The organism is Paenibacillus sp. LjRoot56 (genome assembly GCF_964253335.1).
In the GTDB taxonomy this organism is placed as follows: Bacteria; Bacillota; Bacilli; order Paenibacillales; family NBRC-103111; genus Paenibacillus_E; species Paenibacillus_E allorhizoplanae.
In genome coordinates this window covers 366,925-388,812 of sequence record NZ_CAXURV020000004.1, presented here as the reverse complement: position 1 = coordinate 388,812, position 21,888 = coordinate 366,925, and the positions used below count along the sequence as shown (strand labels likewise).

Sequence of the window (21,888 nt, the reverse complement as noted above, 5' to 3'; positions counted from 1 at the left end):
CACACGGTATTACTTTCCGACATTTTCGCATATGATTCGTTATGAACCGAATAACTAAAAGCTGGGGAGTGGAAGGCTAATGTCTTTTTTTGATAAAGTCAAGCAAGGGGCATCGGAAGCGGCTAAAAAAGCTCAACAAACCGTAGAAATAACGAAATTCAAGACACAAGTTTCATTAAAAGAAAGAGAAATTGATAAAATTTACAAAATTATCGGCGAATCGGTTTACACATCTTATCTCTCTGGTGATTACACACAGGTGGAAGCCAATGTTTCGGAGTACTGTCAAGGTATCGCTCAAATCAATCAAGAGATTAGTGAGCTTGAGCAGAAGATTGCTGAAGTTCGGAATGAAAAAGAATGCACATGTGGGAAAGTCGTTGCGGCAGACACCAAGTTCTGTTCGTCATGCGGCCATCATTTTGTCTAAGTTGATTGATGGGCAAGGAGATAGGGCAGTTTTCACAGAGAATAATTCTGTGGGAACTGCTTTATTTTTGGTTGGTCATCATCCTATGCTATGATAGTGAAAAACAGGAAATTCATGGAGGTATAGATGATGGCTGAGCTTCTTCAAGATCCGATGGTTAAAGTTGAAATGCTGATTCGAAAACCAGTTCAAGAGGTGTTTGAAGCTTTTATCGATCCTGAGATTACGTCGAAATTTTGGTTTACTCATTGCACTGGCAGTTTAGAGGCTGGATCACACGTGCAATGGCATTGGGCAATGTACGGGGCGACCGCGGATGTCGATGTCAAAGAAATCGAGGTAAACAAGCGGATTTTGCTGGATTGGGGCACATCGGTCGAATGGACCTTTACTGCTCAAGCAGATAACGAAACTTTCGTGACCATCACAGACTCGGGTTTCAAGGGCAGTCCAGATGAAAAAGTTAAACAAGCGCTGAATTCAACCGAAGGATTTACAATCGTTTTATGTGGATTGAAAGCGTATCTGGAACATGGCATCCGCTTGAATCTGGTTTCGGACAAGGCTCCCTACGCACATATCTCCTAGACTTCGCTTAGTAAGGAGCACTTATATGAAAGTCATACGTAAGACAATTCGCATGTCACTTGTTCAACTAGACGCAACATCCAGCGAGTTGGTCGTTGATTACTTTCGTCGCAATCGCGAGTTTCTCGAACCATGGGAAATGGTGCGGGACGAGTCGTTTTTCTCTGCGGAGTTTCACGCAGAATTGTTGGAGAAAGAAGTGAAGCTGTTCGAGGACGGGCAGCTTTTCAAAGTATGGATGCTATACGAAGAACGTATCATTGGCTCTATTGCGCTCAGTAATATCGTGCGCGGCGCATTCCAATCGTGTCATTTGGGTTATCGGATGGATGGCGCGCTTCTGAATCGGGGGCTGATGACAGAAGGCATCGAAGCGGTTATTGCGTATGCGTTCGAAGAGATGCAACTTCATCGGATCGAAGCGAATATTATGCCGCGCAATCAGGCTTCCATGAAGGTCGTTCAGAAGCTAGGCTTTTATGAGGAAGGCTTGGCGCTCAAATATTTGAAAATTCATGGTGTCTGGGAGGATCATATCCATATGGTGCTTCGAAATACGGCGATGGAAGTGTAGGATCTGATGATGTCCTGGTAGGTATAGAGGCGTACATGGGCCGAAATTTGAGATTAGATGTAAAAAATACAGCTAATTTCTACGGAAATATCAACATTTACCAATTAGATGGAAAAACTCCAGTTAAACTTCACCAATCTAGCGGAAAACGAGCAGATTGGTGAAAATAGCTGGAGTTTTTCCAGTTATTCGCCAGAAGTCGGCGATTTACTAGAAATTAGCTGGAAAATATCCAGTTATTTTGATTTTTGAGGAGGGTGGATGGCGACTTGGACGTTGAGGTTGAACTAGATATACAGATAAAGGGTGGGGGAGAAGAAGAAGTAAAAGCTGAGGTGATGTTGAGGGACAAATATCCTATTACTCAGCATTACTACCCTCACTCGTCGGCACCAGCCTATTCTTCTGATAACGCGTAGCGACTTGCGCGAGATATTTATGAATCCAAGCATCGACGGTTTCGGAGTTCAAACAGTTTTTACGGAAATGACTGGGTGGCGTTCCCATTTCTCTGGTAAATACCTGTGTGAAGTAATGGATGCTTTCAAAGCTGGTATCTTCGGCGATTTGTTTCAATGGAATGTCTGTGTAGCCAAGCAGGTAGGCTGCTCGTTTGATCCTTTCCGTTTTCACAATAGAAGGAAAGGTTTGGCCCAATTCATCCGAGATCAGACGAGAGAGCTGGCGTTCAGACAAGTGGAGGCTTTGCGCCACGTCACTAAGTGCCATTTTATGAGAAAGATGATCCTGAATATAGGCTTTGACCTTCTTAAGCGTGCCTTGCAGCTCCATATCCAAAGCAGACGAAGCCGTATCACCAGAGCGGCAATGCTGCAGAAACAAGGAGATACAGCTGATGACCAGTGTATATGCTAATTGTTCAATCGTTTCCTTATAGCGATCACCCGTCTCCGAAGCTTGGATGAGCAGTGCCTGCCAAATGAGCACGGGAGCTGTACCCTCAGCATTGGGTATGAAGAGATGCGGATACGCGCTTAGCTGACTAAAATCCTGCATAAAAGACTCACTCGATTCGGATGCGATCGGTTCTAATGCAAAAAACAACAACAGCATGCCTTCATCACTTTGGATGGAATGTCGACTTTCAGGCTTCGAGCAATACAGGGTGCCAGGCCGAAGCGGATAGGTGATACCATTGTGATAGTAGTGGCCTTCTCCTTCAACGACGTAGCAAATTTCAAAAAAGGAATGTGTATGCGGACGATTGCCCTTATGCTGCGGTTTCGCACCCCAGTAATGAACGAATATGGAGGCGGAGGCACCTTGCAGCTGAACCAGGTTTTGGTTGAGATACAAGTTACTACGCGAGTAAATGGATGGATTCAACACGCATGAGGGCTCCTTTCAAGTAGACTGATGATCATTATAGCATGGATTTTTTGAAAAAAAGCGGCATGTTTTTACAAAGACGAAAACGCCTCCATTTTCTATACTTACTTACATAGGCACGTAAGAAGTTGAAAAGGAGCTGTTAGAAGTGGGCAATCAGGTGAACATTTCACTCGCAGGCATTATGGGCTTTCCGGTTACACCATTTGATCTTCAGGAGCAAGTAGATGAGAAAGCTTTACAAGCTAATATTAACTTTTTAGTGGGAAATGGCTTGGATTCCGTCTTTGTTTGCGCAGGTTCAGGAGAATACCAATCCTTGGATATCAAAGAGTATGAGCGCGTCGTTTCAGTTGGCGTTGCGACGGTTGCAGGCAAAGTGCCTGTTTTTGCAGGGGCTGGAGGCAATATTCGAGAAGCGGTGGAACGCGTTCAACTTGCCGAGAAACTCGGTGCAGACGGATTATTGTTGCTCCCGCCTTATTTGATCATCCCCGAGCAAGAGGGCTTGTTTAACTACTATCGGACGCTGGCACAGTGTACAAGTTTACCTGTCATTATCTATCAGCGTGATAACGCGATTTTTACCTTAAGCACATTAGAAAAACTGGCTAATATACCTAACGTCATTGGTTTCAAGGATGGATTAGGCAATTTTGAACTAAATATTGAATTCGTACAATCGCTCGGTTCAAGGTTACAATGGATGAATGGAATGCCGCTTGCTGAATTAACGATGCCAGCCTACTCGGCACTAGGCTATCTATCATATTCATCCGCGATTTCCAATTACATCCCGCAGGTTTCGAGAACCTTCTATACAAGTTTACTTGCCGGAGATCAGGCAACGGTTAATTCCATTTATCAAGAAGTCATTTTGCCCATCCATCGGATTCGTCAATTGCGCAAAGGGTATGCCGTTTCGTTAATTAAAGCGGGCATGAACATTGTTGGATTGCCAGTTGGTCTCGAAGTTCGAACTCCACTAGTTCAAGTGGAACGTGAGCATTATATACGGTTGGAGTCCATTATTAAACGAAGTTTAGACCTGGTCGCGATCGCCAATAACGGGTAGGAGGAAAATATCATGATGAAGGTATCCATTCAAGTTCCCACATGTGAATTATCGGATAGCGATTTGAGACAAATGTGTCAGCTCGGGGTTGATTGTATTGATTTTACACAAGGAGGTTCTTTCCCAGGTGTTCGTGAGCAGGGATTTCCGGATCTTGATAAACTTTTACAATTAAAACGGAGAGTTCGTTCCCACGGGATGGAAATAAATCGGGTGACGCTGCCAGATATGTCGACTAGCTTCATGTTGGAGGAACCAGGCTCGGAGATCCAATTAGAGAACGTCAGCAACGCGATCAAAACCTTCGGCGAAGCTGGGATCACGCTCGTTCGTCAGCGTTTTGCAGGGGATGTATTTCCTTATATGGCTGAGGAATATACAGCCGTACATCGAGGCGGCGCACTAGTTCGCGGGGAGTCATTGAAACGCAATCTGGACAAACAACCTCCCACGGTGGAGCAATTGAATGCTTGGTGGAAGCGCTTTGATTTAGTGTTCGGGAAACTGGTTCCACTCGCGGAAGAGTATGAGATGAAATTAGCCGTGCATCCATCCGACACACCATATCATAACACGCCTTTCGGCGGACTTGGCTTGAATCGCGTCATCGATAGCTTCCCTAGCAGAAACGTTGGTCTCGTCTATTGTGTAGGCTCACGTGGAGAAGCTGGTGGAACGCCGCTTGTTCTTGATGAAATTTATCAGTATGGACGCAAAGATAAAATATTTCTTGTGCATTTCCGCAATGTACGGGGCAGTCTGGCAACGGCTGGTGCGTTTGAAGAGGCTATGCTGGATGATGGACATATGAATATGGCGAAAATACTGCTGGAGCTTCATAAAGTTGGCTATAACGGCTGTATAAATCCAGATCATATCACCTCGCTCGAAATGGATCGTGCACCGCATCGAAGCGCAGAAACCAAGATGAATTGGGTTGGCTGGGCGTATGCGATTGGCTATGTAAAAGCGCTTTTGGCGGCATTAACGGAGTTTAGAGGCGGGAGAGATTAACATGGGTGAAATGAAAACATATCTGAATTTTATCAACGGAATGTGGGTTGCGTCTTCTAGCGGAGAGGTGGAGGGAAGTATAAACCCAGCGAACCGACATGAGATCGTGGGCTATGTACAGAAATCGTCGATTGCAGATGTGAATGAAGCTGTTGTTGCAGCGAAAGCAGCGAAGTTAGGTTGGCGTAAGTTATCAGGTTCAGCGCGTGGAGATTACTTGTACAAAGTCGCAGATAAGCTTGAGCGGCGATTGGATAAAATTGCTGAAATGATGACGCGTGAAATGGGGAAAACGTTCCCTGAAGCCAAAGGTGAAACGGCAAGGGGCATCGCGATTCTACGCTATTATGCAGGCGAAGGCTTGCGGAAGACAGGTGATGTGATTCCATCTACGGACAGTGAAGCTTTGATGTTTACTACACGTGTTCCCTTAGGCGTTGTTGGTGTGATTACACCGTGGAATTTCCCTGTAGCTATTCCGATTTGGAAAATCGCTCCCGCTTTAATCTTCGGTAATACGATTGTGTTCAAGCCTGCTCAGGAAACGGCAGTAACAGCAGCCCTAGTCATGGAATGCTTCGAAGAAGCGGGAATCCCTGCAGGTGTTGTCAATATGGTGACGGGTCAAGGAGATGTGATTGGTCAAGCTATCGCAGATCATCCAGACATCCACGGAATTACCTTTACAGGATCGGATCGTATTGGGAAAATGGTTGGTCAAAGCGCACTCGCGAAGGGTGCGAAGTATCAGCTGGAAATGGGCGGTAAAAACCCGATTATCGTGGTCAACGATGCAGATCTGGACCTCGCTGTTGAGGCAACAGTGAGTGGTGGCTTACGTTCAACGGGGCAGAAATGCACCGCTACTAGCCGTGTAATCGTCCAAAGTGATGTTTATGATGTTTTTCAAATGAAGTTGCTTCAACGTATTAAGGAAATCCGTGTTGGAAATGGTATGGAGGCATCTACTTGGATGGGGCCTTGTGCAAGTGAGAAGCAATATCATACGGTACTAGCCTATATTGCCAAAGGGATCGAAGAGGGTGGGACCTTGCTCTGTGGCGGCGGTAAAGTGCAAGATGAGGCTCTAGATGCAGGCTATTTCATTGCGCCTACGGTTTTTGAACATATAACAAGTTCGATGACCATCGCGCAGGAAGAAATTTTCGGTCCTGTTCTTGCTTTAATTAAAATAGATTCCTTCGAGGAAGCTATTCATATTGCGAATGATGTGAAATTCGGACTTAGCGCGTCAATTTTCACGAAAGATTTCTCGAAAATGCTAACCTTCATGCACGATATGGATGCAGGCCTTGTGCGCATCAATGCCGAAAGCGCGGGTGTGGAGCTGCAAGCCCCATTCGGCGGTATGAAAATGTCGAGCTCTGGCTCCCGGGAGCAAGGGCAAGCCGCCATTGAGTTCTACACGGAAATCAAAACTGTGTTTATAAAGTCTTGAATGAGAGCCAGTTGCTGCCGCAGCTGGCTTTTCCCTTGTAGGGCAACTTGACAGCGTTCCTTATTGGAACTCATAATGATAAGACTTGCCTTCTACCGGAAATTCTGGAACGATAACATGGCGCGGCTGCAGTAACTCTTACAAGCCAACTCTGATGATTGAATAGACATAGATGGACCGCGCATTTGGCAGGAATGTCCTTCATGAAGGGAGGTTAGCGGCGTGATTGTGATTATCGGTATCGTTATCATACTTGTGCTTGCAGTACTATTTATTGGATATAGTACCTTGTGGGTGAAGTTATCACATATTCAGCTGGGCGATCCAGCTAGCAAGAATGTCACCGTTGTGCAAATTTCTGATTTGCATGGTCAGACTCATTTCATCAATGGCTCCTTGAGTAAAATGGTGAATCACGTTAACCCAGATCTTGTGATGATCACAGGTGATTTAGCATCTACCAAAGAGCAATTGGACAAAGTTCTGAAAGAAATTCGTCAAATAAAGTGTGAGCATTTATTTTTTGTACCAGGTAATCATGAACGTTATGGGTTAGTCCAATCCCGATTCCAATTGAACTCAGATCAAGACTACGAGGCAATTCTCAGAACCATCCAGGATGCGCATATTACTGTATTATCCAATCGTGAATTTCCTGTCGATATCGGAGATAAGAAGTGGTTGATCTACGGTTTCGACAATTCCTTATATGGCAAAGAACGGTTGACTATGCGTGTTGAAGATCTACAAAGCTTTGACGTGATCATCATGTTAGCTCATTCTCCCAGTATTATTGAAACTTCCCTTCAGCAGCACATTCCATTTGATTTATTGCTCGTCGGGCACACGCATGGTGGGCAGATTAGGCTGTTTGGACATACGATTGGTGCGTATAAAAACTATCATGTTGGGCTCAAACGTATCGATATGCGTAAGCATTTCTATATTAATCGAGGTCTGGGAACCTCACGGTTGTTACCGATTCGCTTTGCTTGCTCGCCAGAGATTGCTGTTTTCAAAATTGGTTTGTAGACATTGAATGTGAGATTGATTTATTCTTTGCTGCTTTTTTAATTTTTTCGATAAACTTGTCTAAGTCCTGACTAGTTCCCGGTTGAGAATTTAACAGTTTTTATAGAGTATTTGATTCAACTTTTCCATTTTTCACTTTCCAAATACCATCATCAAAATTATATGACCAGTATTTTTCATCCTCGGTCTTGTCTAGTATTAATATAACTTCTTCGGATTTATTTAAGAATATATTTTTTGCTTCAATATCTGTTGAAGACCCATGTTGCAAATATGTTATAGTGCCATTTGCCTCGGTGCCATATAAAACCTCACTAATTTGAATGGTAGAAGGGGTAATTTCAATTGAATTGTCTCCCTTTGTTGTAACACCTGAATCTTTCTTGTACGTCTGACCTTCATCTAAAACAGTTCCACGAACAATTAAATCAACATTCCAGAATTCTTCTTCTAAACTATTAAATGATGACTCCACACCTAGACTTGAATGATTATTTTTTTTGTCCCAGTTTAATCCTGCAACTGAACCGACAACGAGCGATAATGACAATGCAGCAGTTACAAAAGCAATTCTTTTTTTATCCACTTTGTACACCTCCACTTCCGTTTAATTAGTATCTACTATTGAATTAAATTTTTAAAAAATAATGTTCTAAGCAACTTTATCATTCAATTCTATCATTTTCCATAAAAGTTAGTTATTTGATTCTACCCTAAAAAAGCCTATCTTCGTAGATGCCTCGCGCAGTCTAAGACTTTATTTTCGTCTAACAATTATTGGTGAAAAAAGGAAAGTTGTCGCCGATCAGCGAATTAACTGGGATAACGAGAATGCGAGGCTACAAAATGGAAATGATTCGTTTGGCTACATGGGATGATAGGGATAAACTCGTACAAATGCGATGGGATTTCTCAGAGGAAGACAATAAGAGCGGTACAAACTTTGAGGAGTTTCAATTGATTTGTAGAGCGTTTTTAGTTAACGCGCTTAGCGGGAGCGACTGGAAAATTTGGGTTGCAGAAGTGGATGGCGAGATCGTCTCGCATATGTATCTGCAATTGATTCATAAAGTTCCCAGACCAGGCAAAACGCCAGATCCTTACTTTGGCTATGTAACGAATGTGTATACAAGGCCAAGTTATAGAAGTAAGGGATTAGGAACCAAGATTCATCAAGCTATGGAACAATGGTCGAAAGAACATGGGGTCGAGTTTCTCATTTTATGGCCGAGTACGAATAGTGTTAATTTTTATGAAAGAAATGAGTTCGCTCGAAGCGAGGAAGCATTGGAGAGGCATTGGTAACTATTGGAATTATCGCTATGAAGGGGGATGCAGGTTATGAGTAAACACGTCTACATCATTACTGGAGCTTCAAATGGGTTAGGAGCAGCACTCTCACGGCTGTTGTTGTCGGAGGTAACGCTTGTGTTGGGCATCTCACGGACGATGAATAATGAGATTCAACAGCTTGCACAGGATTTAAATGCGAACTATGCGTTCATAGCTGCAGACCTCACTCAGGTTGAGCGTATAGAAGCTACCTTGCGGGAGATCATTGAATCGATGGATTCATCCAAAGTTGAAACGATAACCCTAATTAATAATGCGGCAACTGTAACTCCAATTAAACCGATAGAAGCATGTTCGTCAGATGAAATTGTGTCGTCCATTCAACTGAATCTTACGGCCCCTATACTACTTACTTCATGCTTTATAAAGGAAACTGCCAAATGGGCTGCTAAACGCTCGATTATTAACATTTCATCTGGCTCAGGCCAGTATCCAGCAAGCAGCATGAGCACATACTGCTCGACGAAAGCTGCGCTGAATATGTTCACGAAATGTGTGGCCATGGAACAAAAGGAAGAACCGAATCCAGTTCATATGCTGACAATAGACCCTGGCATGATGAATACGGGTATGCAACAAATAGCGCGAGAAAGCGATTTCGAGTTATCGAGCTTTTTTAGAAAACAAAGTGAAGAAGGTCATTTAGCGGAGCCAGATACTGTTGCACGGAACATATTGCTTGAACTCAATCAACATAGGGGTGTAACACCTGCTTAGAATTGTAAGAGGGGATATGAATCGCGATGCATATTGGCATAGATTTGGACAACACTGTACTGGATGCTACTTCAGCTTATTTACATTGTTACAATAAAGTTTCTGGGTTGGAACTAACCCATGAGGATGTCGATGATTTTTATTTATATCGATTATATGGATGGGATAAAACGAAACGTGATGAAGTCTACGATAGCTTCGGACATGACATACATTGGAACTCAGTACCTTTTCCTATGGCTGTAGAGGTATTACAAGAATTATTCAAACAACATCAGATTACGATCGTGACGGCTAGGCCACAGCAATTTCAGAATGTCACAATGGCATGGCTTGAGAAATATCAGATTGACTATCATCACATTTTGTTGGTTGAAGATAAGCTTCAAGCTTGCATGCACTATGGAGTTGATGTTCTGATTGATGATGCTCCACACTATGCAGAGGAGTTAGCTGCTTCTCAGAAGCCTGTCATTTTATTTGATCAGCCGTATAATCTGAGCATTGCGAATGACTATGTATACCGAGCTATGAATTGGTTGGAGGTCAAGAAACAGATCGACCATTTGGCTTCAAGGTGTAAGTGAATAGATACATCAAACAACGTTCTCGTCAATCTGACTGAGAACGTTGTTTGATTACAGTGATTACAACGTCTGACCACTATCAACGGTGATGATTTGTCCGGTCATGGCTTCCTGTTCCAGTGCCGCACAAATAAACTGAGCGATGTCTTCAGGCGTTGAAATTTGCTGGAGCAGCAGGTTAGGAGCTAGTTTCTGCATCTGATCTTCTCTTCCAGCCCACCAACGAGTAGCAACTGCTCCTGGTGCGACACAGTTCACCCTAATATGTGGTGCTAGCGCTCGTGCCAAAGATTTGGTCAAGCCATGGACAGCCGATTTCGATATGGCATAGGGAAGAGAAGAACCAACTCCCGTTAATCCCGCAATACTTCCCACATTGACGATCGCCCCTTGTCCGTTTGTTTTCATTATTGGCGCTACGGCCCTTGCACAGTAAAACATCCCTTTCACATTCACGTCGAATAATTCATCCCAGATGTCATCGGTTACAGCATCAAGATCAGGAAGGGGAATATGATGTGTCATACTTGCATTATTGACTAATAAATCTACAGTTCCCAAAAGATGTTCAATAGATCGTACCATCTCAATGACTTCGTTGTTATTGGAAACATCAGCTTGTATGGCAATCGCACGACCACCCTCCTCAATAATCCTTCGAGCTGTTTCCTCCGCATCCTCCTTTGAGCGTGAGTAGTTCACTGCGACCGCAACCCCTCGCTTAGCAAGTGCGAAGCTTACCGCTCGGCCAATGCCAGTACCTCCCCCTGTAACGAGTGCCACTTTATTGGATAACTGCATACAAATCTCCTCCTTGATTGCTATATATAAATTTTAAAACTAAATTAGAATTCTGTATAATTGAAGATATTGAAGTGTTGATTCAAATAAATTGAATTAATAGAATGGAGTACAGAATGGATATTAAAACGCTAAAAACTTTACATATGATCGTGAAACATGGCAGTTTTCATCAAGCGGCAGTGGAAATGAACTATGCCCAATCTACTGTGACGATGCAAATTCAAAAGTTAGAAGTCGATTTAGGTATTCAACTCCTAGAACGCGGCAAGAAAATCCGATTAACGGAAGCAGGTCGATTATTTTACGAGGAAAGTTTGGAGATTGTTAAGCGCATGGAGAGGTTGCAAACAAATTTATCGGATCTGCAATCGGGAGAAGTAGGGAACGTGCGAATCGGGTTGACAGAGCCAACGGCCAGTTATCGATTACCGCAGTTGTTAAAAGAGTTCATGACAATGTATCCGCGAATCCGTGTTTCGCTTGAAATTGCTAGCACACCAGTCTTGGTCGAGTCATTGCTGCAAGGAAATATCGACTTCGCGTGCTGTTCGGCACCAGAAATAGGAACTGATCTTTTTTTTCAACCGCTGTTCGCGGAGAAATTTGTAGCTTTAATACCTGAAGATCATCCACTAAGTCAGAATGTGGAACTTGTCCCAAGTCAATTCCTAGGACATCGACTTTTGATAACATCAGCAACGTGTCCATATCGCAAAAAATTAGAAATGATACTTCAAGAGTTAGGGCATGTTGGGATAGAAACGATGGAGATTGGCAGCATGACTGCTTTGAAAAGCTATGTGAAAAATGGATTTGGCTTTGCACTCGTGCCTGAGATTGTACTAGACCCAATGCCTAGTGGGACAAAGGTACTTCCAGTGAATGGTACATCGATCGATATGTTGACGGGGTTTATCTACCAATCGGCTCCATTAAGTTATGCGAGTGCACAGTTGTTTCGATTTTTGAAAAAGAAACTGAATACGTTTGATTCCTAAGATTTACAGATAAGCATCCCTAGGCTACCATAACTCTAATGATAAACAGGTGGTAGGAAGTAAATAAAACCGGCAATCAAGGACTTATTTCTAGTCCGAGGTTGCCGGTTTTTTATTTATTATAATTTGGATAAAATGTCATGCCTAGCTCGTTCCATCTCTCTCCCCACAGGGATATAGATCATGTTATCCACCATCAGTAACCTCGAAATGGTCTCGTTGGATAAGACATTGCGTCCATCAAGTAAGATTGGCTGATGCATGAGTTGAACCATAAGTAACCAATCCAATTCAGCAAATTGCGGCCATTCCGTCATGATGATGATCGCATCAGCACCTGCAGCTGCCTTATAAGCTGTGTCCATCTGGAACACTTTCTCAATTGAGGTTGGTTGGACGACCGGATCAAAGGTTTGCACCTCAATCCCGTATAGGTAACATAGTCGTAGCAAAGTGAGAAATGGCGCATCACGCATATCATTCGTATTCGGTTTAAAGGAAATACCAAGCACGCCTAGTCGCTTTCCACGTGGATTTCCCCAGAGTGAAATCAGTTTCTCCAACAACTGCGGAATTCGTTCGTCGTTGATTTGAGCTGTTGCTTCGAGTAAGGGCAGCGAGCGGCCAATGGCTTTACCGGAAGCCAGCAGAGATTGCAAATCTTTTGAAAAACAGGATCCACCATAACCTATGCCTTCTCGCAAAAAGTGAGGACCGATGCGTCGATCCGCGCCTACACCTTGCATAACCTGGCGATTATCTGCCCCATATCCTTCACAAACGTCCGCAATCATATTGGCAAATGAAATCTTCATCGCTAAGAAGGCATTGGAGGCATATTTAATCAGCTCAGCACTGCGTCGATCACAGACTTGAATCGGGGCATTAATCCCTTTGTATAGTTGGTGAAGTGCAGCTTTGGCAAGGTGCGATCGGCAACCGAAAACGATGCGATCGGGGTTCATAAAGTCGTTAATCGCACTGCCCTGACGCAGAAATTCGGGGTTAAACACGACTTCCGTTTGGAGTCCTGCATGAAGTAAATTAGCCTCTAGCTCATCGCAAGTGCCCACGGGAACGGTACTTTTCATAATGATAAACGGAGGGCAGACGCCACCAGCATGCTTCAATTGGGCAATCACATCATCAACTTGACTAAGATCGGTCTGACCGTTCACGCCAGTTGGGGTACCAACAGCAATCATCAGTGCATCAGCACCCTTGGATGCGTTTGCTACATTGGTTTCAAAGGACAAACGGCCTTCGTTATGGCATGTTTCAAGCATTTCCTGCAGATCAGGCTCCCAAATGGCTAATTTATTCTTACGAAGGTCTTGGATGACATGTTCCCGATCGACCGCTGTGACGAAATGACCTAACTTGGCGAAGCAAACTGCGGCTACTAATCCGACATAACCTGTTCCAATAATCGTTAATCGCATGCGAAGTCCTCCTTCAAGCCGAATAGAAACCAGATTTCTTACCGATACGTCGAAAATCAATGATCATTTCATAATCATGAAGCAATTGATCAAAGATAGCGTCCCACGAGCGACCGAGAGCGAATTCCCTGGCTTCCAAACGAAACTTCGTCAAGCGGTCACTGTCATCTACTAAAGAGGTGATTTCTTGAACAAAAGATTGCGGCTGACGTGGCGTACATAACATACCATTTTCCCCGGAACTCACCATTTCTAAGACGCCACCGCTATTGGCAGCAACAACGGGAAGCCCCGATGCCATCGCCTCTTGAACGACATTCCCAAACGTTTCCGTACTTGAAGGAAAGACGAAAAGATCTGCTGAAGCATAAATCTGAGCGAGCTCTTCGCCACTTTTATAACCAGCAAATGTGACATTCGAAGGAGCTTGTTCACGCAGTTCTTGGAGCTGTGGACCGTCTCCGACAATGAGCCAGTGTACACGCGATTTCACGGAATCTGGCAGCAGTTTCATAATCGCGGATAGGGTATCTATATCTTTCTCAGGAGCGATGCGACCTACATACAGAAGGAGGTATGGAGCTGTAATTCCATATCGTTCGCGAACGTCCATACTCTTCTTCTCTGGTGTATATAAGGAGCAGTCTACGCCTCTCGTCCACAGCAGTAAGCGATCCATACCTTGTTCTTGCAGGGTGTCTAAGGTATCTCGAGAGGGAGCGAAGGTCGCATCACAGGACTGGTGAAACCATTTCATATAACTCCAATAGAGTGGGATTGCAGCCTTCATATGGTAATAAGTCAAATAGCGATCGAAATGCGTATGATAAGAGGCTACATGTGAGATGCGGTGTTTGCGAGCGTAGTGCAGACCACATAATCCAAGGTTAAAAGGGGTTGCTAAGTGGAGCAAATCAGGCTGAAAGCGATCAAGCTCTGTACGGATAGCAGCCAGGTTTGGTAAAGCAAGACGACATTCGGGGTACAGAAAAAAAGGGATGCTCGTTACAGGTCGAATGGGATCCGAATAGACCATATCAGCCGTGCTTTTAGGTGAAAAAACGAGATGCTCGATGCCCCTTCGATTCAAATAATCGGTTAAACGTCCTAGTGTGAGTGCAACGCCGTTCATTTGAGGAACAAAAGTGTCGGTAAACAACGCGAGACGCATATGAATCCCTCCTGTAGTTCCAAGTTTAGCTTCAGCGTAGCAGGGGAGTATTCGGGGAATGTCAATGGAATATGAACGCCATATTATAATTTCCGTTAGCAACTAGGTTTGTATTGCTCAGGTCATATCGGCAGCTTTATTTGGATGATGTGCAGGTTCTTGCACCTTAAAAGTAAAATGCTTGTTCGCTTGAATTCTCCTTTTCTAATCAAGTAGAATTAGAGTTTCTAACTAAAATTTTGATTCTTGAGGAGCAAGCTATTTTGATAAAAGAAGAGAAGACATTAAACGCGACCCAGAATCCTATTGTCCTCATGCCCATCTTGTTGTTGATCTGGGGGTCAGTTGCGGCAGTTAGCAAGCTTGTATTAAATCGATTGGATAGCTATCAGGTTTTATATTATATGTACGGCTTAGGTGTGGTCATATTTGCAGTCATTTTAGTCATCCAAACGTGGAGGAAGCCCTTCAAGATTTGGAAGCTTTCGGAGTGGTTGCTGGTGCTCGCCTGCGGGGTATTTACGTTCTTATATGACTTTCTCTATCTAAAATCACTAGAGCTCATTCCAGCAGTGGAAACGTCCATGCTAAATTATTTATTTCCTATTTTTATCGTTATCTTTGCTATCCCCATCCATAAGGAGAGGTTGAATACATACAAAATCCTCTCCATCATCATGGGATTTGCGGGAACAATCCTACTGATCACGAAGGGAAACGTCAACAATTTCAGTTTTACTAACCTAAGAGGTGATGTATTAGCTATTCTTGCAGCCGTGTGCTGGGGATTGTTTACGAATCTTGTGAAGAAAAATAAGAAAGACATGCTAGTAAGTACCTTTGTAATGACCTTCATAGCCTGGCTATTGTCCATTGCGGGGATGCTGGTCTATTCACATGGAAAGATGCTTCAGTTGATGGACTTCTATGGTGTTGTATGGCTATGCCTGAGTAATATCGTTTTCGGTTTCTTCCTGTACTTCAGGGCATTGAAGTACTCTTCAGCCTCATTAATCGCGAGCTTTACTTTCTTTGCCCCATTTGTAACACTAGTTTTTATCATGATTTTGTTGGGAGAGCGGCTGTCGTGGCTGGATGGCCTTGCAGCTGTTCTCATCTTATTCAGTGTACCGGTACAGAAGTTAGGGGATGTTATTCGGAAGCGAAGGGGAGGACTTTTATGAACAAAGGCGACTCTCAAGCTCAATGATAAATAAATGGAAAACACCCCGTTAATTTCAGCGATATTAGGGAAATGAGCTCATTAGATGGATGTAGTACAGGTAATTTTGCCATAATTGCTGATTCCCAGGGAATCATGCCGAAATAGCTGCATGAAATCCAGTTGTATGTGAATTTCGAAAGATATGGGTGAAATTAACTGTATGAAATCCATCTATTTGTCATGAGAAAGGCCAATTTGGAGCAATCAAGGCAGTATCGCCAAAAAGGACTTCGAAGCCGCCGACAGGGGAACTCCCCGAAGTGTGGCAATCCCAATTTGACGCGCAGGGGGAGGGGAAGTTAGTGGGATTTCGAACAAATCGCCAGCAGCGAGTTCCTCGGCTACATAATTGCCGATGACGAAAGCAAGCCCAAAGCCTCGTTTGGCAAATTGTACAAGGAGATCGATGCTGCCAAGCTCGAATTCGGGGGTGAGTGTTACCCCTTCTGAGGTCGCGAAATCATCGAGATAGCGCCGCGTGCTAGCCCCATTTTCCAATAATAAAAGGGGGTATTTGTGTAAATCTTCAAGGGATAACGGACTTCCTGCTAGATGCGCATAGGGTTTTCCGCCGACAAGGCAGTCTTGAATAGCCGTACTTTCGCGAAAGTCGATTTGTTTGTCGGAAGCGGGGAGGCTGACAATACCAAAGTCGATTTTCCCCTCCTTAAGAAGTGTGATGGTTTCAGGTGTTGTACGGTTCGTAACTCGGATTCGCACACCTGGAAACTGTTCATGAAATGCCTCTAGATACGGCAAAAGATAATACTTGCACAACGTATCGCTCGCCCCAATATTAATCTCCCCGCTATGTAAACTATGCATGTCTGCGATGGCTTTTTCGCCAATTTTCATAGATTGAAAAGCCTGCTCGACATAACGAAATAACACGTCACCTTCAACAGTTAGCGTGACACCTTTGGCCGTACGAAAAAAGAGTTGACCACCAAGAGCCGCTTCCAACTGCTTAATCGTATGACTCACTGCGGGTTGTGTGATATGCAGTACTTCGGCTGCTTTTGATAAACTTCCCGTTTGGGTTGTCCAATAAAAGACACGGTACCACTCCAAATTAACATCCATCAAACATTACCTCGCTTTATATCTGGTATAACTTATATCAATTATTCTAATATCATTAGGACAATTATAATAAGCTTTGTCAGGTAAAACAAGTGTAGGAGGCGTTCGATGTGACTGTAACTGCGATAGTTGGGGCGAATTGGGGAGACGAAGGTAAAGGGAAGATGACGGATGTCCTAGCGGGGCAATCATCTTATGTTGTTCGATACCAAGGAGGGAGCAATGCAGGTCATACGATCATTAATGATTACGGTAAATTTGCGTTGCGCATGCTGCCTTCCGGTGTGTTTTATTCCCATGTGACGAATGTGATAGGGCCGGGTACGGCACTTGACATCGATATCGTGCTTAGTGAACTAGAAGAACTTGCAGCAAGAGGTGTACCTAAGCCGAAGTTGTTCATCTCGGAGCGGGCACAAGTCGTTTTGTCTGTCCATCGACTTTTCGACGAACTCGAAGAAGAGCGTCTGGGTGCACGCAGCTATGGATCAACGAAGCGTGGGATTGCACCTTTTTACGCGGATAAATACGCGAAGCTCGGGATTCAGGTTGCTGATTTATTTAATAAAAGTCGGTTGAAGGAACGACTCGAGCATTTGCTCACAGCGAAAAATGTATTACTCCAACATTTATATGGTCATGCAGCCATCCAAAAGGATGAACTGTTGAACCAGCTGTTGAGCCAGGCTGAGCGAATAGCTCCCTATGTGTGTGACACAACCACACTGCTTCAAAATGCCGATGCAAGGGGAGAGCTCATAGTGGTGGAAGGACAGCTCGGTGCTCTACGTGACCCGGACCATGGGATTTATCCGTATTCAACATCGTCTTCAACCCTTGCTGGTTTTGCACCAGTAGGAGCTGGGCTGCCAGCTAGATCTATCTCACAGGTCATCGCGATTGTCAAAGCTTATTCGAGCTGCGTTGGAGCAGGCCCCTTCGTCTCTGAACTTGCGGGCAGCGAAGCAGAGGAGTTACGTCGTCGCGGAGGCGATGCCGGTGAATATGGCGTAAACACGAAGCGTCCTAGACGCATGGGGTGGTTCGATGTAGTTGCAACCAAGTATGGCTGCATGATCCAGGGAGCGACAAGTGTCGTTTTAACAAATCTGGATGTGTTAGGCTACTTGGATGAAATTCCAGTCTGTGTCGGCTATGAATTGGCGGATGGTACAATTGTTGATCACTTTCCAGTCAATGCGTTGATGGATTCGGCTAAGCCTGTATTGTCGCGATTACCAGGTTGGAAATGTGATATCTCACAGGTTAAGCGCATGGAAGACCTTCCTGATGAGGCTAAGGCCTACATTCATTTCGTTGAATCTGCAATCAGCGTGAAAATTTCAACGGTTTCTGTTGGACCTAGACGCGAACAAGTGATTCAACGATAGCTTCAGCAAGAATTATTTTAGCCGCCGCGAGGTGGCTTTTTTAAAGATCATCATAGGATGTAAAAGAATGGGAAAAATAACCCCCAAACAAGTTTCGGAGGGGTCTTATGAAGAAGATGATGGTGGTTGTGTTGATGGTTGGGAGTGTCTTGGTACAACCTGTTCAAAGCGATGCTGAAGTACCTATGCCATGTAGTGCCATTCTTGAATCTGTCGTTGCGGATCAAGCAAATGCCAAAGGGGCAGCACTTGTTTACAAAGTGAAGCTAACACCAAGCTTTCCACGAACAAGTATTAGCATCCATGCGAATCATTTACCAGTGCCATCTGCAGCGGGAGATTATGATGGGTATGAAGGCTTTGCTTTTATTCCAAATGAGATCAGCTGGCGTTTCAAACTATTCCCAACTCCGGAAGAAGGCGGTCCGACTTGGGCTGGGAGGATTGACGATATTACGGCTGAATTAACGAATAGTACGATGGAAGTTCGTTTATCGAATAGCAAAACTGGGAAGTTAGGGCCTGTCATTTTAAGGAATACGATGAATGCTTGTAAATAATGGGAGGCTAATTGCAACTTATTAGTATTGCCATCGTCTATTGAAGTGAGATGTTAAAAACTGGGTTATATGCCTAGCGTGTTGTATGTAAACAACAAAAATTCAGTAGACGAGGCGATGCTATGAGATGGTTGATAACGCTAATCTTACTTAGTTGTGTTAGTTGTATGACGGGTTGCTCTGCATATGCTGTACATCATGATCTGACCAACGAAGTGAGTATCCAGCAACAGGATGACTTAAAGCCGATTGTTAACAAACTGCTTGGTACTGATTTAGAAAAAGACATGGCTTCTTCGGTCTTTGTTAGCAAAAGAATATTAGATTATACAATTCATGATGACATTCAGATTTTAAAAAATGAGGAAGATACCTACTTTATTGTTACCTATGATGTATTACCGGCTTCCCTAGAATTCATTATTGCTGGCGGCGGTGAAAGAACCGAAGATGGTTGGATCAAAAATTGTCGGCGCTATGTTACGCTTCAACTAGTCAACGGTGAGTATCGAATAAAAAGTATGAGTTCTGGGCCGTGAAGAGGTAAGAAGAATAGATTCATTTAGGGGGATTTTACTATGCCGGAACATACCATTGCTCAACGATTAGAAGCACTAGGAATAACACTGCCTACGGCAAGTGAACCCGCAGCGAAATATGTGAATTATGTGAAAGTGAACGGTTTACTGTATGTATCTGGCAAGGGCCCATCTGGCAGTCCTAAAGGGAAATTGGGGAATGAATACACAACACAAGAAGGTTATCAATTTGCTAGATTAACTGGTATCGAGATTCTTGCTGTTCTGCAAGCTGCACTAGGTTCTCTGGAGCATGTTAAACAAGTCGTCAAACTGCAAGGATTCGTAAATGCTGTTCCTGAATTTGAAGAACATCATTTGGTGCTAAATGGCTGTTCGGATCTGATGCTGGATGTGTTCGGCGAAAAGGGGAAGTCTGCTCGATCCGTCTTCGGCGCTGTTTCACTTAGAGATAATCTGCCGATTATTGTGGATTCTATTTTTGAAATAGCGGATTGAGAATTCGTGTTTCGTTACAATTAATGAGCGGGCGGTCCTTGATGAATCATTGATCGTACCGCTCTAATTTTTTTAGTGAAGCATAATGGAATCAATGATATCATTGGCATGTGCATTTATTGAACGTTGGCAAATTAAATGTGCATCATTATTTATTTTTCAAATAAGGTTTGGAGGAAATAAGAAGTGAAGAAAGCAAGATGGAAGCTACTTACCTATGTCCCTTTTCTAGCAATCATGGTCATCATCGGAATCATTCAGTCTTTCATGTTAGCTAATGAAAATGTGAAGCCATATCCGGAACCATTCGGCCGCGCAACGGAATTACAACAGTTGGCAACCTATGGTGAACCTGTACAAATGATTGGTGATGGTAGTTTCACCTATCTAGCCGGGAAAACTCTACAATTCGTCACGATTGATGAAGAGGGACGTCATCATACGGAGAGTCGTCCTTTACCAGATGTTGGCGTTGTCCGAGCCTACAAGATGATAGATAAGGATCATATTATATGGATCGGGGACGGCAATAAACTGTACGCGAGTGAATGGAAGAGTGGTTCATGGAGTTCGAAGAACGCACTCATGGAGAACGAGATAATTCGTGTGCAAACTGTAGTTGGCCCCAAGGGGAATAGCGTTATGCTAGCGTACAATGATTCATCGCTTTATGTCAGCGAATTTCATCCGAATGCCAAGCTTACCTGGACTACACTTGATATAGCGAATGTGAAGCAAATTCATGGTGCATGGGATACCTTTGGGAGCAGCCTATCTCTTGTTTACGCCGTCAGTAAAGACGGCAGTGAATCCTTTCACTACGCGAAGCTTGCAGAGGCATCATGGAAGCCACTTGTGCAGATCAAGCTGAAGGACGTAGATTATGCAACGAGCAGCTTAGATGATATGGCGCTAGGCGTAGATGGTTCTACATTTATTACTGCGTATACAACGAGCTCACGCAAGTCAGGTAAGAGCACCTTACATATGCTCACTTTCCCAGAGAATCAACCCAATAGGATACAAGATGAGGTTATTAACCTACCGGTCACTAAGGGGAACGATTCCGATACCATTTTGCATCCGACATTTACGCAGTCAACTTCTGGTGAAGTAACGCTTGTCGCATCGTCAGTTTATGAGAAAAATAGGCGTCAAACGAGTCAAGAGGTGTACAAGATTGGCTTTAAGGATGGCAAAATGTTGAATGCTTCGCGGATCAGCCAATTCGGTGGTTTTGCCGTATATCCGATTTTTGCTTGGAACAAAGGGAGTTCACTAGCCATATGGCTGGACGCCGTTAACGCTGATACGTATCGCGTGTATTACACCACAGATCAGCTTCCTTATGCAGATCGAATGAACAGCATTCATGCAGAGGACTATCAGCAAGCTGCTGGGAATTTGCCGTTGTTTTGGGGGATTGGCGTACTCACGGCACTAATTAGCTTAAAATGGATCCTATTGCCTGGCCTTTATTTAATCGTGATCAGTGTTTTTTGGCAATATCACTATGACGAGCATGCGAAGCGGCACTTTGGCATATCTATGGCGATGTACCTCGTGGTAAAGGCGTTATTTATTGGCGATTACCGTAAACCTATTGCGCTGCAGGTGATGCCGGATTTCTTGCAATCGGTTTGGGTTAGCTTGATTTTACTACTTCTGTTTGCTGCTATTTCGTATGGGTTAACCCGCTTATGGAGAAAAGGTTTGTCCGAACGGAATGTTGGACTTGAGATGTTTTACTTCGTCGTTCTTGATGTTTTCATGACGAATATGTGGTATTCGTTCTTTATGTCACCTGCAACCTTGTCCTGATGTTCGTGCAAAGTAATTGAAAATATTGGCATTCATTGCTATTATAGAGGTACTAATAAACGATGTGTGACTGGCGGAACATGGGGAACCATGAGGGAGCATATCGATAACGGCCGTACGCCTGGGCAAGAGGTAAGGGGAAATCCCCTTACCTCTTTATGTTTGAACCTAACTTGA

24 protein-coding genes and 1 riboswitch are annotated in these 21,888 nt (G+C 43.8%); of the genes, 18 read left to right on the top strand and 6 right to left on the bottom strand.

The window, feature by feature from the left end:
* Nucleotides 1-79: 79 nt before the first annotated feature.
* The 4 genes from ACSQ8O_RS27460 to ACSQ8O_RS27445 all read left to right on the top strand — a co-directional run bounded on the left by ACSQ8O_RS27460 (nt 80) and on the right by ACSQ8O_RS27445 (nt 1,844).
* Nucleotides 80-430: a hypothetical protein gene (locus tag ACSQ8O_RS27460; RefSeq protein ID WP_056621408.1), complete on the top strand. Its 351-nt coding sequence runs from the start codon at nt 80-82 to the stop codon at nt 428-430.
* A gap of 129 nt (nt 431-559) precedes the next feature.
* Entirely contained in the window at nt 560-1,018 is a 459-nt protein-coding gene (locus ACSQ8O_RS27455; protein ID WP_436244965.1) for an SRPBCC family protein, read from the top strand.
* 25 nt (nt 1,019-1,043) lie between these two features.
* On the top strand, nt 1,044-1,592 hold the full coding sequence (locus ACSQ8O_RS27450) for a GNAT family N-acetyltransferase (RefSeq protein WP_436244267.1): 549 nt from the start codon (nt 1,044-1,046) through the stop codon (nt 1,590-1,592).
* Between the two features lie 108 nt (nt 1,593-1,700).
* Nucleotides 1,701-1,844: a hypothetical protein gene (locus ACSQ8O_RS27445; RefSeq protein WP_436244266.1), complete on the top strand. Its 144-nt coding sequence runs from the start codon at nt 1,701-1,703 to the stop codon at nt 1,842-1,844.
* 108 nt (nt 1,845-1,952) lie between these two features.
* Here ACSQ8O_RS27445 and ACSQ8O_RS27440 read toward each other — a convergent pair whose 3' ends face one another.
* Nucleotides 1,953-2,942, bottom strand: coding sequence for a helix-turn-helix domain-containing protein (locus tag ACSQ8O_RS27440; RefSeq protein WP_436244265.1), 990 nt, complete (start codon nt 2,940-2,942; stop codon nt 1,953-1,955).
* A 148-nt stretch (nt 2,943-3,090) separates the two neighbouring features.
* On the opposite strand from ACSQ8O_RS27440, the gene kdgD reads away from it, so the two are divergent.
* The 4 genes from kdgD to ACSQ8O_RS27420 all read left to right on the top strand — a co-directional run bounded on the left by kdgD (nt 3,091) and on the right by ACSQ8O_RS27420 (nt 7,522).
* The gene (kdgD, locus tag ACSQ8O_RS27435) at nt 3,091-4,017 is read left to right on the top strand and encodes a 5-dehydro-4-deoxyglucarate dehydratase (protein ID WP_436244264.1); all 927 of its coding nucleotides are present in this window, start codon (nt 3,091-3,093) and stop codon (nt 4,015-4,017) included.
* A 12-nt stretch (nt 4,018-4,029) separates the two neighbouring features.
* Nucleotides 4,030-5,031, top strand: a complete 1,002-nt coding sequence (locus ACSQ8O_RS27430) for a mannonate dehydratase (RefSeq protein WP_436244263.1) — start codon at nt 4,030-4,032, stop codon at nt 5,029-5,031.
* 1 nt (nt 5,032) lies between these two features.
* A complete protein-coding gene (gene gucD, locus ACSQ8O_RS27425) occupies nt 5,033-6,490 on the top strand; it encodes an alpha-ketoglutaric semialdehyde dehydrogenase GucD (RefSeq protein ID WP_436244262.1) in 1,458 nt (485 codons plus the stop codon).
* A 222-nt stretch (nt 6,491-6,712) separates the two neighbouring features.
* A complete protein-coding gene (locus tag ACSQ8O_RS27420; RefSeq protein ID WP_436244261.1) occupies nt 6,713-7,522 on the top strand; it encodes a metallophosphoesterase in 810 nt (269 codons plus the stop codon).
* Between the two features lie 100 nt (nt 7,523-7,622).
* On the opposite strand, the gene ACSQ8O_RS27415 is transcribed toward ACSQ8O_RS27420, so the two are convergent.
* Nucleotides 7,623-8,108, bottom strand: coding sequence for a hypothetical protein (locus ACSQ8O_RS27415; protein WP_436244260.1), 486 nt, complete (start codon nt 8,106-8,108; stop codon nt 7,623-7,625).
* Between the two features lie 194 nt (nt 8,109-8,302).
* Here ACSQ8O_RS27415 and ACSQ8O_RS27410 point away from each other — a divergent pair, with 194 nt between their 5' ends.
* Genes ACSQ8O_RS27410 through ACSQ8O_RS27400 form a run of 3 tightly spaced genes read left to right on the top strand, consistent with a single transcriptional unit; the run spans nt 8,303 to nt 10,179 of the window.
* A complete protein-coding gene (locus tag ACSQ8O_RS27410) occupies nt 8,303-8,827 on the top strand; it encodes a GNAT family N-acetyltransferase (protein WP_436244259.1) in 525 nt (174 codons plus the stop codon).
* 36 nt (nt 8,828-8,863) lie between these two features.
* The gene (locus ACSQ8O_RS27405; protein ID WP_436244258.1) at nt 8,864-9,592 is read left to right on the top strand and encodes an SDR family NAD(P)-dependent oxidoreductase; all 729 of its coding nucleotides are present in this window, start codon (nt 8,864-8,866) and stop codon (nt 9,590-9,592) included.
* Nucleotides 9,593-9,618: 26 nt separating this feature from the next.
* On the top strand, nt 9,619-10,179 hold the full coding sequence (locus ACSQ8O_RS27400) for a 5' nucleotidase, NT5C type (protein WP_436244257.1): 561 nt from the start codon (nt 9,619-9,621) through the stop codon (nt 10,177-10,179).
* 60 nt (nt 10,180-10,239) lie between these two features.
* On the opposite strand, the gene ACSQ8O_RS27395 is transcribed toward ACSQ8O_RS27400, so the two are convergent.
* Entirely contained in the window at nt 10,240-10,980 is a 741-nt protein-coding gene (locus ACSQ8O_RS27395; RefSeq protein ID WP_436244256.1) for an SDR family NAD(P)-dependent oxidoreductase, read from the bottom strand.
* A 116-nt stretch (nt 10,981-11,096) separates the two neighbouring features.
* On the opposite strand from ACSQ8O_RS27395, the gene ACSQ8O_RS27390 reads away from it, so the two are divergent.
* Nucleotides 11,097-11,981 carry a LysR family transcriptional regulator gene (locus tag ACSQ8O_RS27390; protein WP_436244255.1) on the top strand — a complete coding sequence of 295 codons (885 nt, stop codon included), beginning with the start codon at nt 11,097-11,099 and terminating at the stop codon, nt 11,979-11,981.
* A gap of 119 nt (nt 11,982-12,100) precedes the next feature.
* Here ACSQ8O_RS27390 and ACSQ8O_RS27385 read toward each other — a convergent pair whose 3' ends face one another.
* Both ACSQ8O_RS27385 and ACSQ8O_RS27380 read right to left on the bottom strand, forming a co-directional pair.
* Complete coding sequence (locus tag ACSQ8O_RS27385) at nt 12,101-13,423, bottom strand: UDP-glucose dehydrogenase family protein (RefSeq protein ID WP_436244254.1); 1,323 nt, start codon at nt 13,421-13,423, stop codon at nt 12,101-12,103.
* Nucleotides 13,424-13,436: 13 nt separating this feature from the next.
* Nucleotides 13,437-14,594, bottom strand: a complete 1,158-nt coding sequence (locus ACSQ8O_RS27380) for a glycosyltransferase family 4 protein (protein ID WP_056621433.1) — start codon at nt 14,592-14,594, stop codon at nt 13,437-13,439.
* A gap of 263 nt (nt 14,595-14,857) precedes the next feature.
* Here ACSQ8O_RS27380 and ACSQ8O_RS27375 point away from each other — a divergent pair, with 263 nt between their 5' ends.
* Nucleotides 14,858-15,778: a DMT family transporter gene (locus ACSQ8O_RS27375; RefSeq protein WP_436244253.1), complete on the top strand. Its 921-nt coding sequence runs from the start codon at nt 14,858-14,860 to the stop codon at nt 15,776-15,778.
* Between the two features lie 245 nt (nt 15,779-16,023).
* Here ACSQ8O_RS27375 and ACSQ8O_RS27370 read toward each other — a convergent pair whose 3' ends face one another.
* A complete protein-coding gene (locus tag ACSQ8O_RS27370; RefSeq protein WP_436244252.1) occupies nt 16,024-16,902 on the bottom strand; it encodes a LysR family transcriptional regulator in 879 nt (292 codons plus the stop codon).
* Between the two features lie 110 nt (nt 16,903-17,012).
* Between ACSQ8O_RS27370 and ACSQ8O_RS27365 the strand changes: the two genes are divergently transcribed.
* From ACSQ8O_RS27365 to ACSQ8O_RS27345, 5 genes are all read left to right on the top strand, one after another.
* The gene (locus ACSQ8O_RS27365) at nt 17,013-18,293 is read left to right on the top strand and encodes an adenylosuccinate synthase (RefSeq protein WP_436244251.1); all 1,281 of its coding nucleotides are present in this window, start codon (nt 17,013-17,015) and stop codon (nt 18,291-18,293) included.
* 107 nt (nt 18,294-18,400) lie between these two features.
* Nucleotides 18,401-18,853 (top strand): hypothetical protein, encoded by a 453-nt coding sequence (locus ACSQ8O_RS27360; protein WP_436244250.1) that lies wholly within the window; start codon nt 18,401-18,403, stop codon nt 18,851-18,853.
* Nucleotides 18,854-18,975: 122 nt separating this feature from the next.
* Complete coding sequence (locus ACSQ8O_RS27355) at nt 18,976-19,392, top strand: hypothetical protein (RefSeq protein ID WP_436244249.1); 417 nt, start codon at nt 18,976-18,978, stop codon at nt 19,390-19,392.
* A 39-nt stretch (nt 19,393-19,431) separates the two neighbouring features.
* Nucleotides 19,432-19,890 carry a RidA family protein gene (locus ACSQ8O_RS27350; RefSeq protein WP_436244248.1) on the top strand — a complete coding sequence of 153 codons (459 nt, stop codon included), beginning with the start codon at nt 19,432-19,434 and terminating at the stop codon, nt 19,888-19,890.
* A gap of 186 nt (nt 19,891-20,076) precedes the next feature.
* A complete protein-coding gene (locus ACSQ8O_RS27345; protein ID WP_436244247.1) occupies nt 20,077-21,711 on the top strand; it encodes a hypothetical protein in 1,635 nt (544 codons plus the stop codon).
* A 56-nt stretch (nt 21,712-21,767) separates the two neighbouring features.
* Nucleotides 21,768-21,845, top strand: a riboswitch (ZMP/ZTP riboswitch).
* Nucleotides 21,846-21,888 lie beyond the last annotated feature (43 nt).

Coding starts and splice junctions, on each gene's coding strand:
- ACSQ8O_RS27460 (WP_056621408.1), top strand. CDS start 80: ATGTCTTTTTTTGATAAAGTCAAGCAAGGGGCATCGGAAGCGGCTAAA.
- ACSQ8O_RS27455 (WP_436244965.1), top strand. CDS start 560: ATGGCTGAGCTTCTTCAAGATCCGATGGTTAAAGTTGAAATGCTGATT.
- ACSQ8O_RS27450 (WP_436244267.1), top strand. CDS start 1,044: ATGAAAGTCATACGTAAGACAATTCGCATGTCACTTGTTCAACTAGAC.
- ACSQ8O_RS27445 (WP_436244266.1), top strand. CDS start 1,701: ATGGAAAAACTCCAGTTAAACTTCACCAATCTAGCGGAAAACGAGCAG.
- ACSQ8O_RS27430 (WP_436244263.1), top strand. CDS start 4,030: ATGATGAAGGTATCCATTCAAGTTCCCACATGTGAATTATCGGATAGC.
- gucD (WP_436244262.1), top strand. CDS start 5,033: ATGGGTGAAATGAAAACATATCTGAATTTTATCAACGGAATGTGGGTT.
- ACSQ8O_RS27405 (WP_436244258.1), top strand. CDS start 8,864: ATGAGTAAACACGTCTACATCATTACTGGAGCTTCAAATGGGTTAGGA.
- ACSQ8O_RS27400 (WP_436244257.1), top strand. CDS start 9,619: ATGCATATTGGCATAGATTTGGACAACACTGTACTGGATGCTACTTCA.
- ACSQ8O_RS27395 (WP_436244256.1), bottom strand. CDS start 10,980: ATGCAGTTATCCAATAAAGTGGCACTCGTTACAGGGGGAGGTACTGGC.
- ACSQ8O_RS27390 (WP_436244255.1), top strand. CDS start 11,097: ATGGATATTAAAACGCTAAAAACTTTACATATGATCGTGAAACATGGC.
- ACSQ8O_RS27385 (WP_436244254.1), bottom strand. CDS start 13,423: ATGCGATTAACGATTATTGGAACAGGTTATGTCGGATTAGTAGCCGCA.
- ACSQ8O_RS27380 (WP_056621433.1), bottom strand. CDS start 14,594: ATGCGTCTCGCGTTGTTTACCGACACTTTTGTTCCTCAAATGAACGGC.
- ACSQ8O_RS27370 (WP_436244252.1), bottom strand. CDS start 16,902: ATGGATGTTAATTTGGAGTGGTACCGTGTCTTTTATTGGACAACCCAA.
- ACSQ8O_RS27360 (WP_436244250.1), top strand. CDS start 18,401: ATGAAGAAGATGATGGTGGTTGTGTTGATGGTTGGGAGTGTCTTGGTA.
- ACSQ8O_RS27355 (WP_436244249.1), top strand. CDS start 18,976: ATGAGATGGTTGATAACGCTAATCTTACTTAGTTGTGTTAGTTGTATG.
- ACSQ8O_RS27350 (WP_436244248.1), top strand. CDS start 19,432: ATGCCGGAACATACCATTGCTCAACGATTAGAAGCACTAGGAATAACA.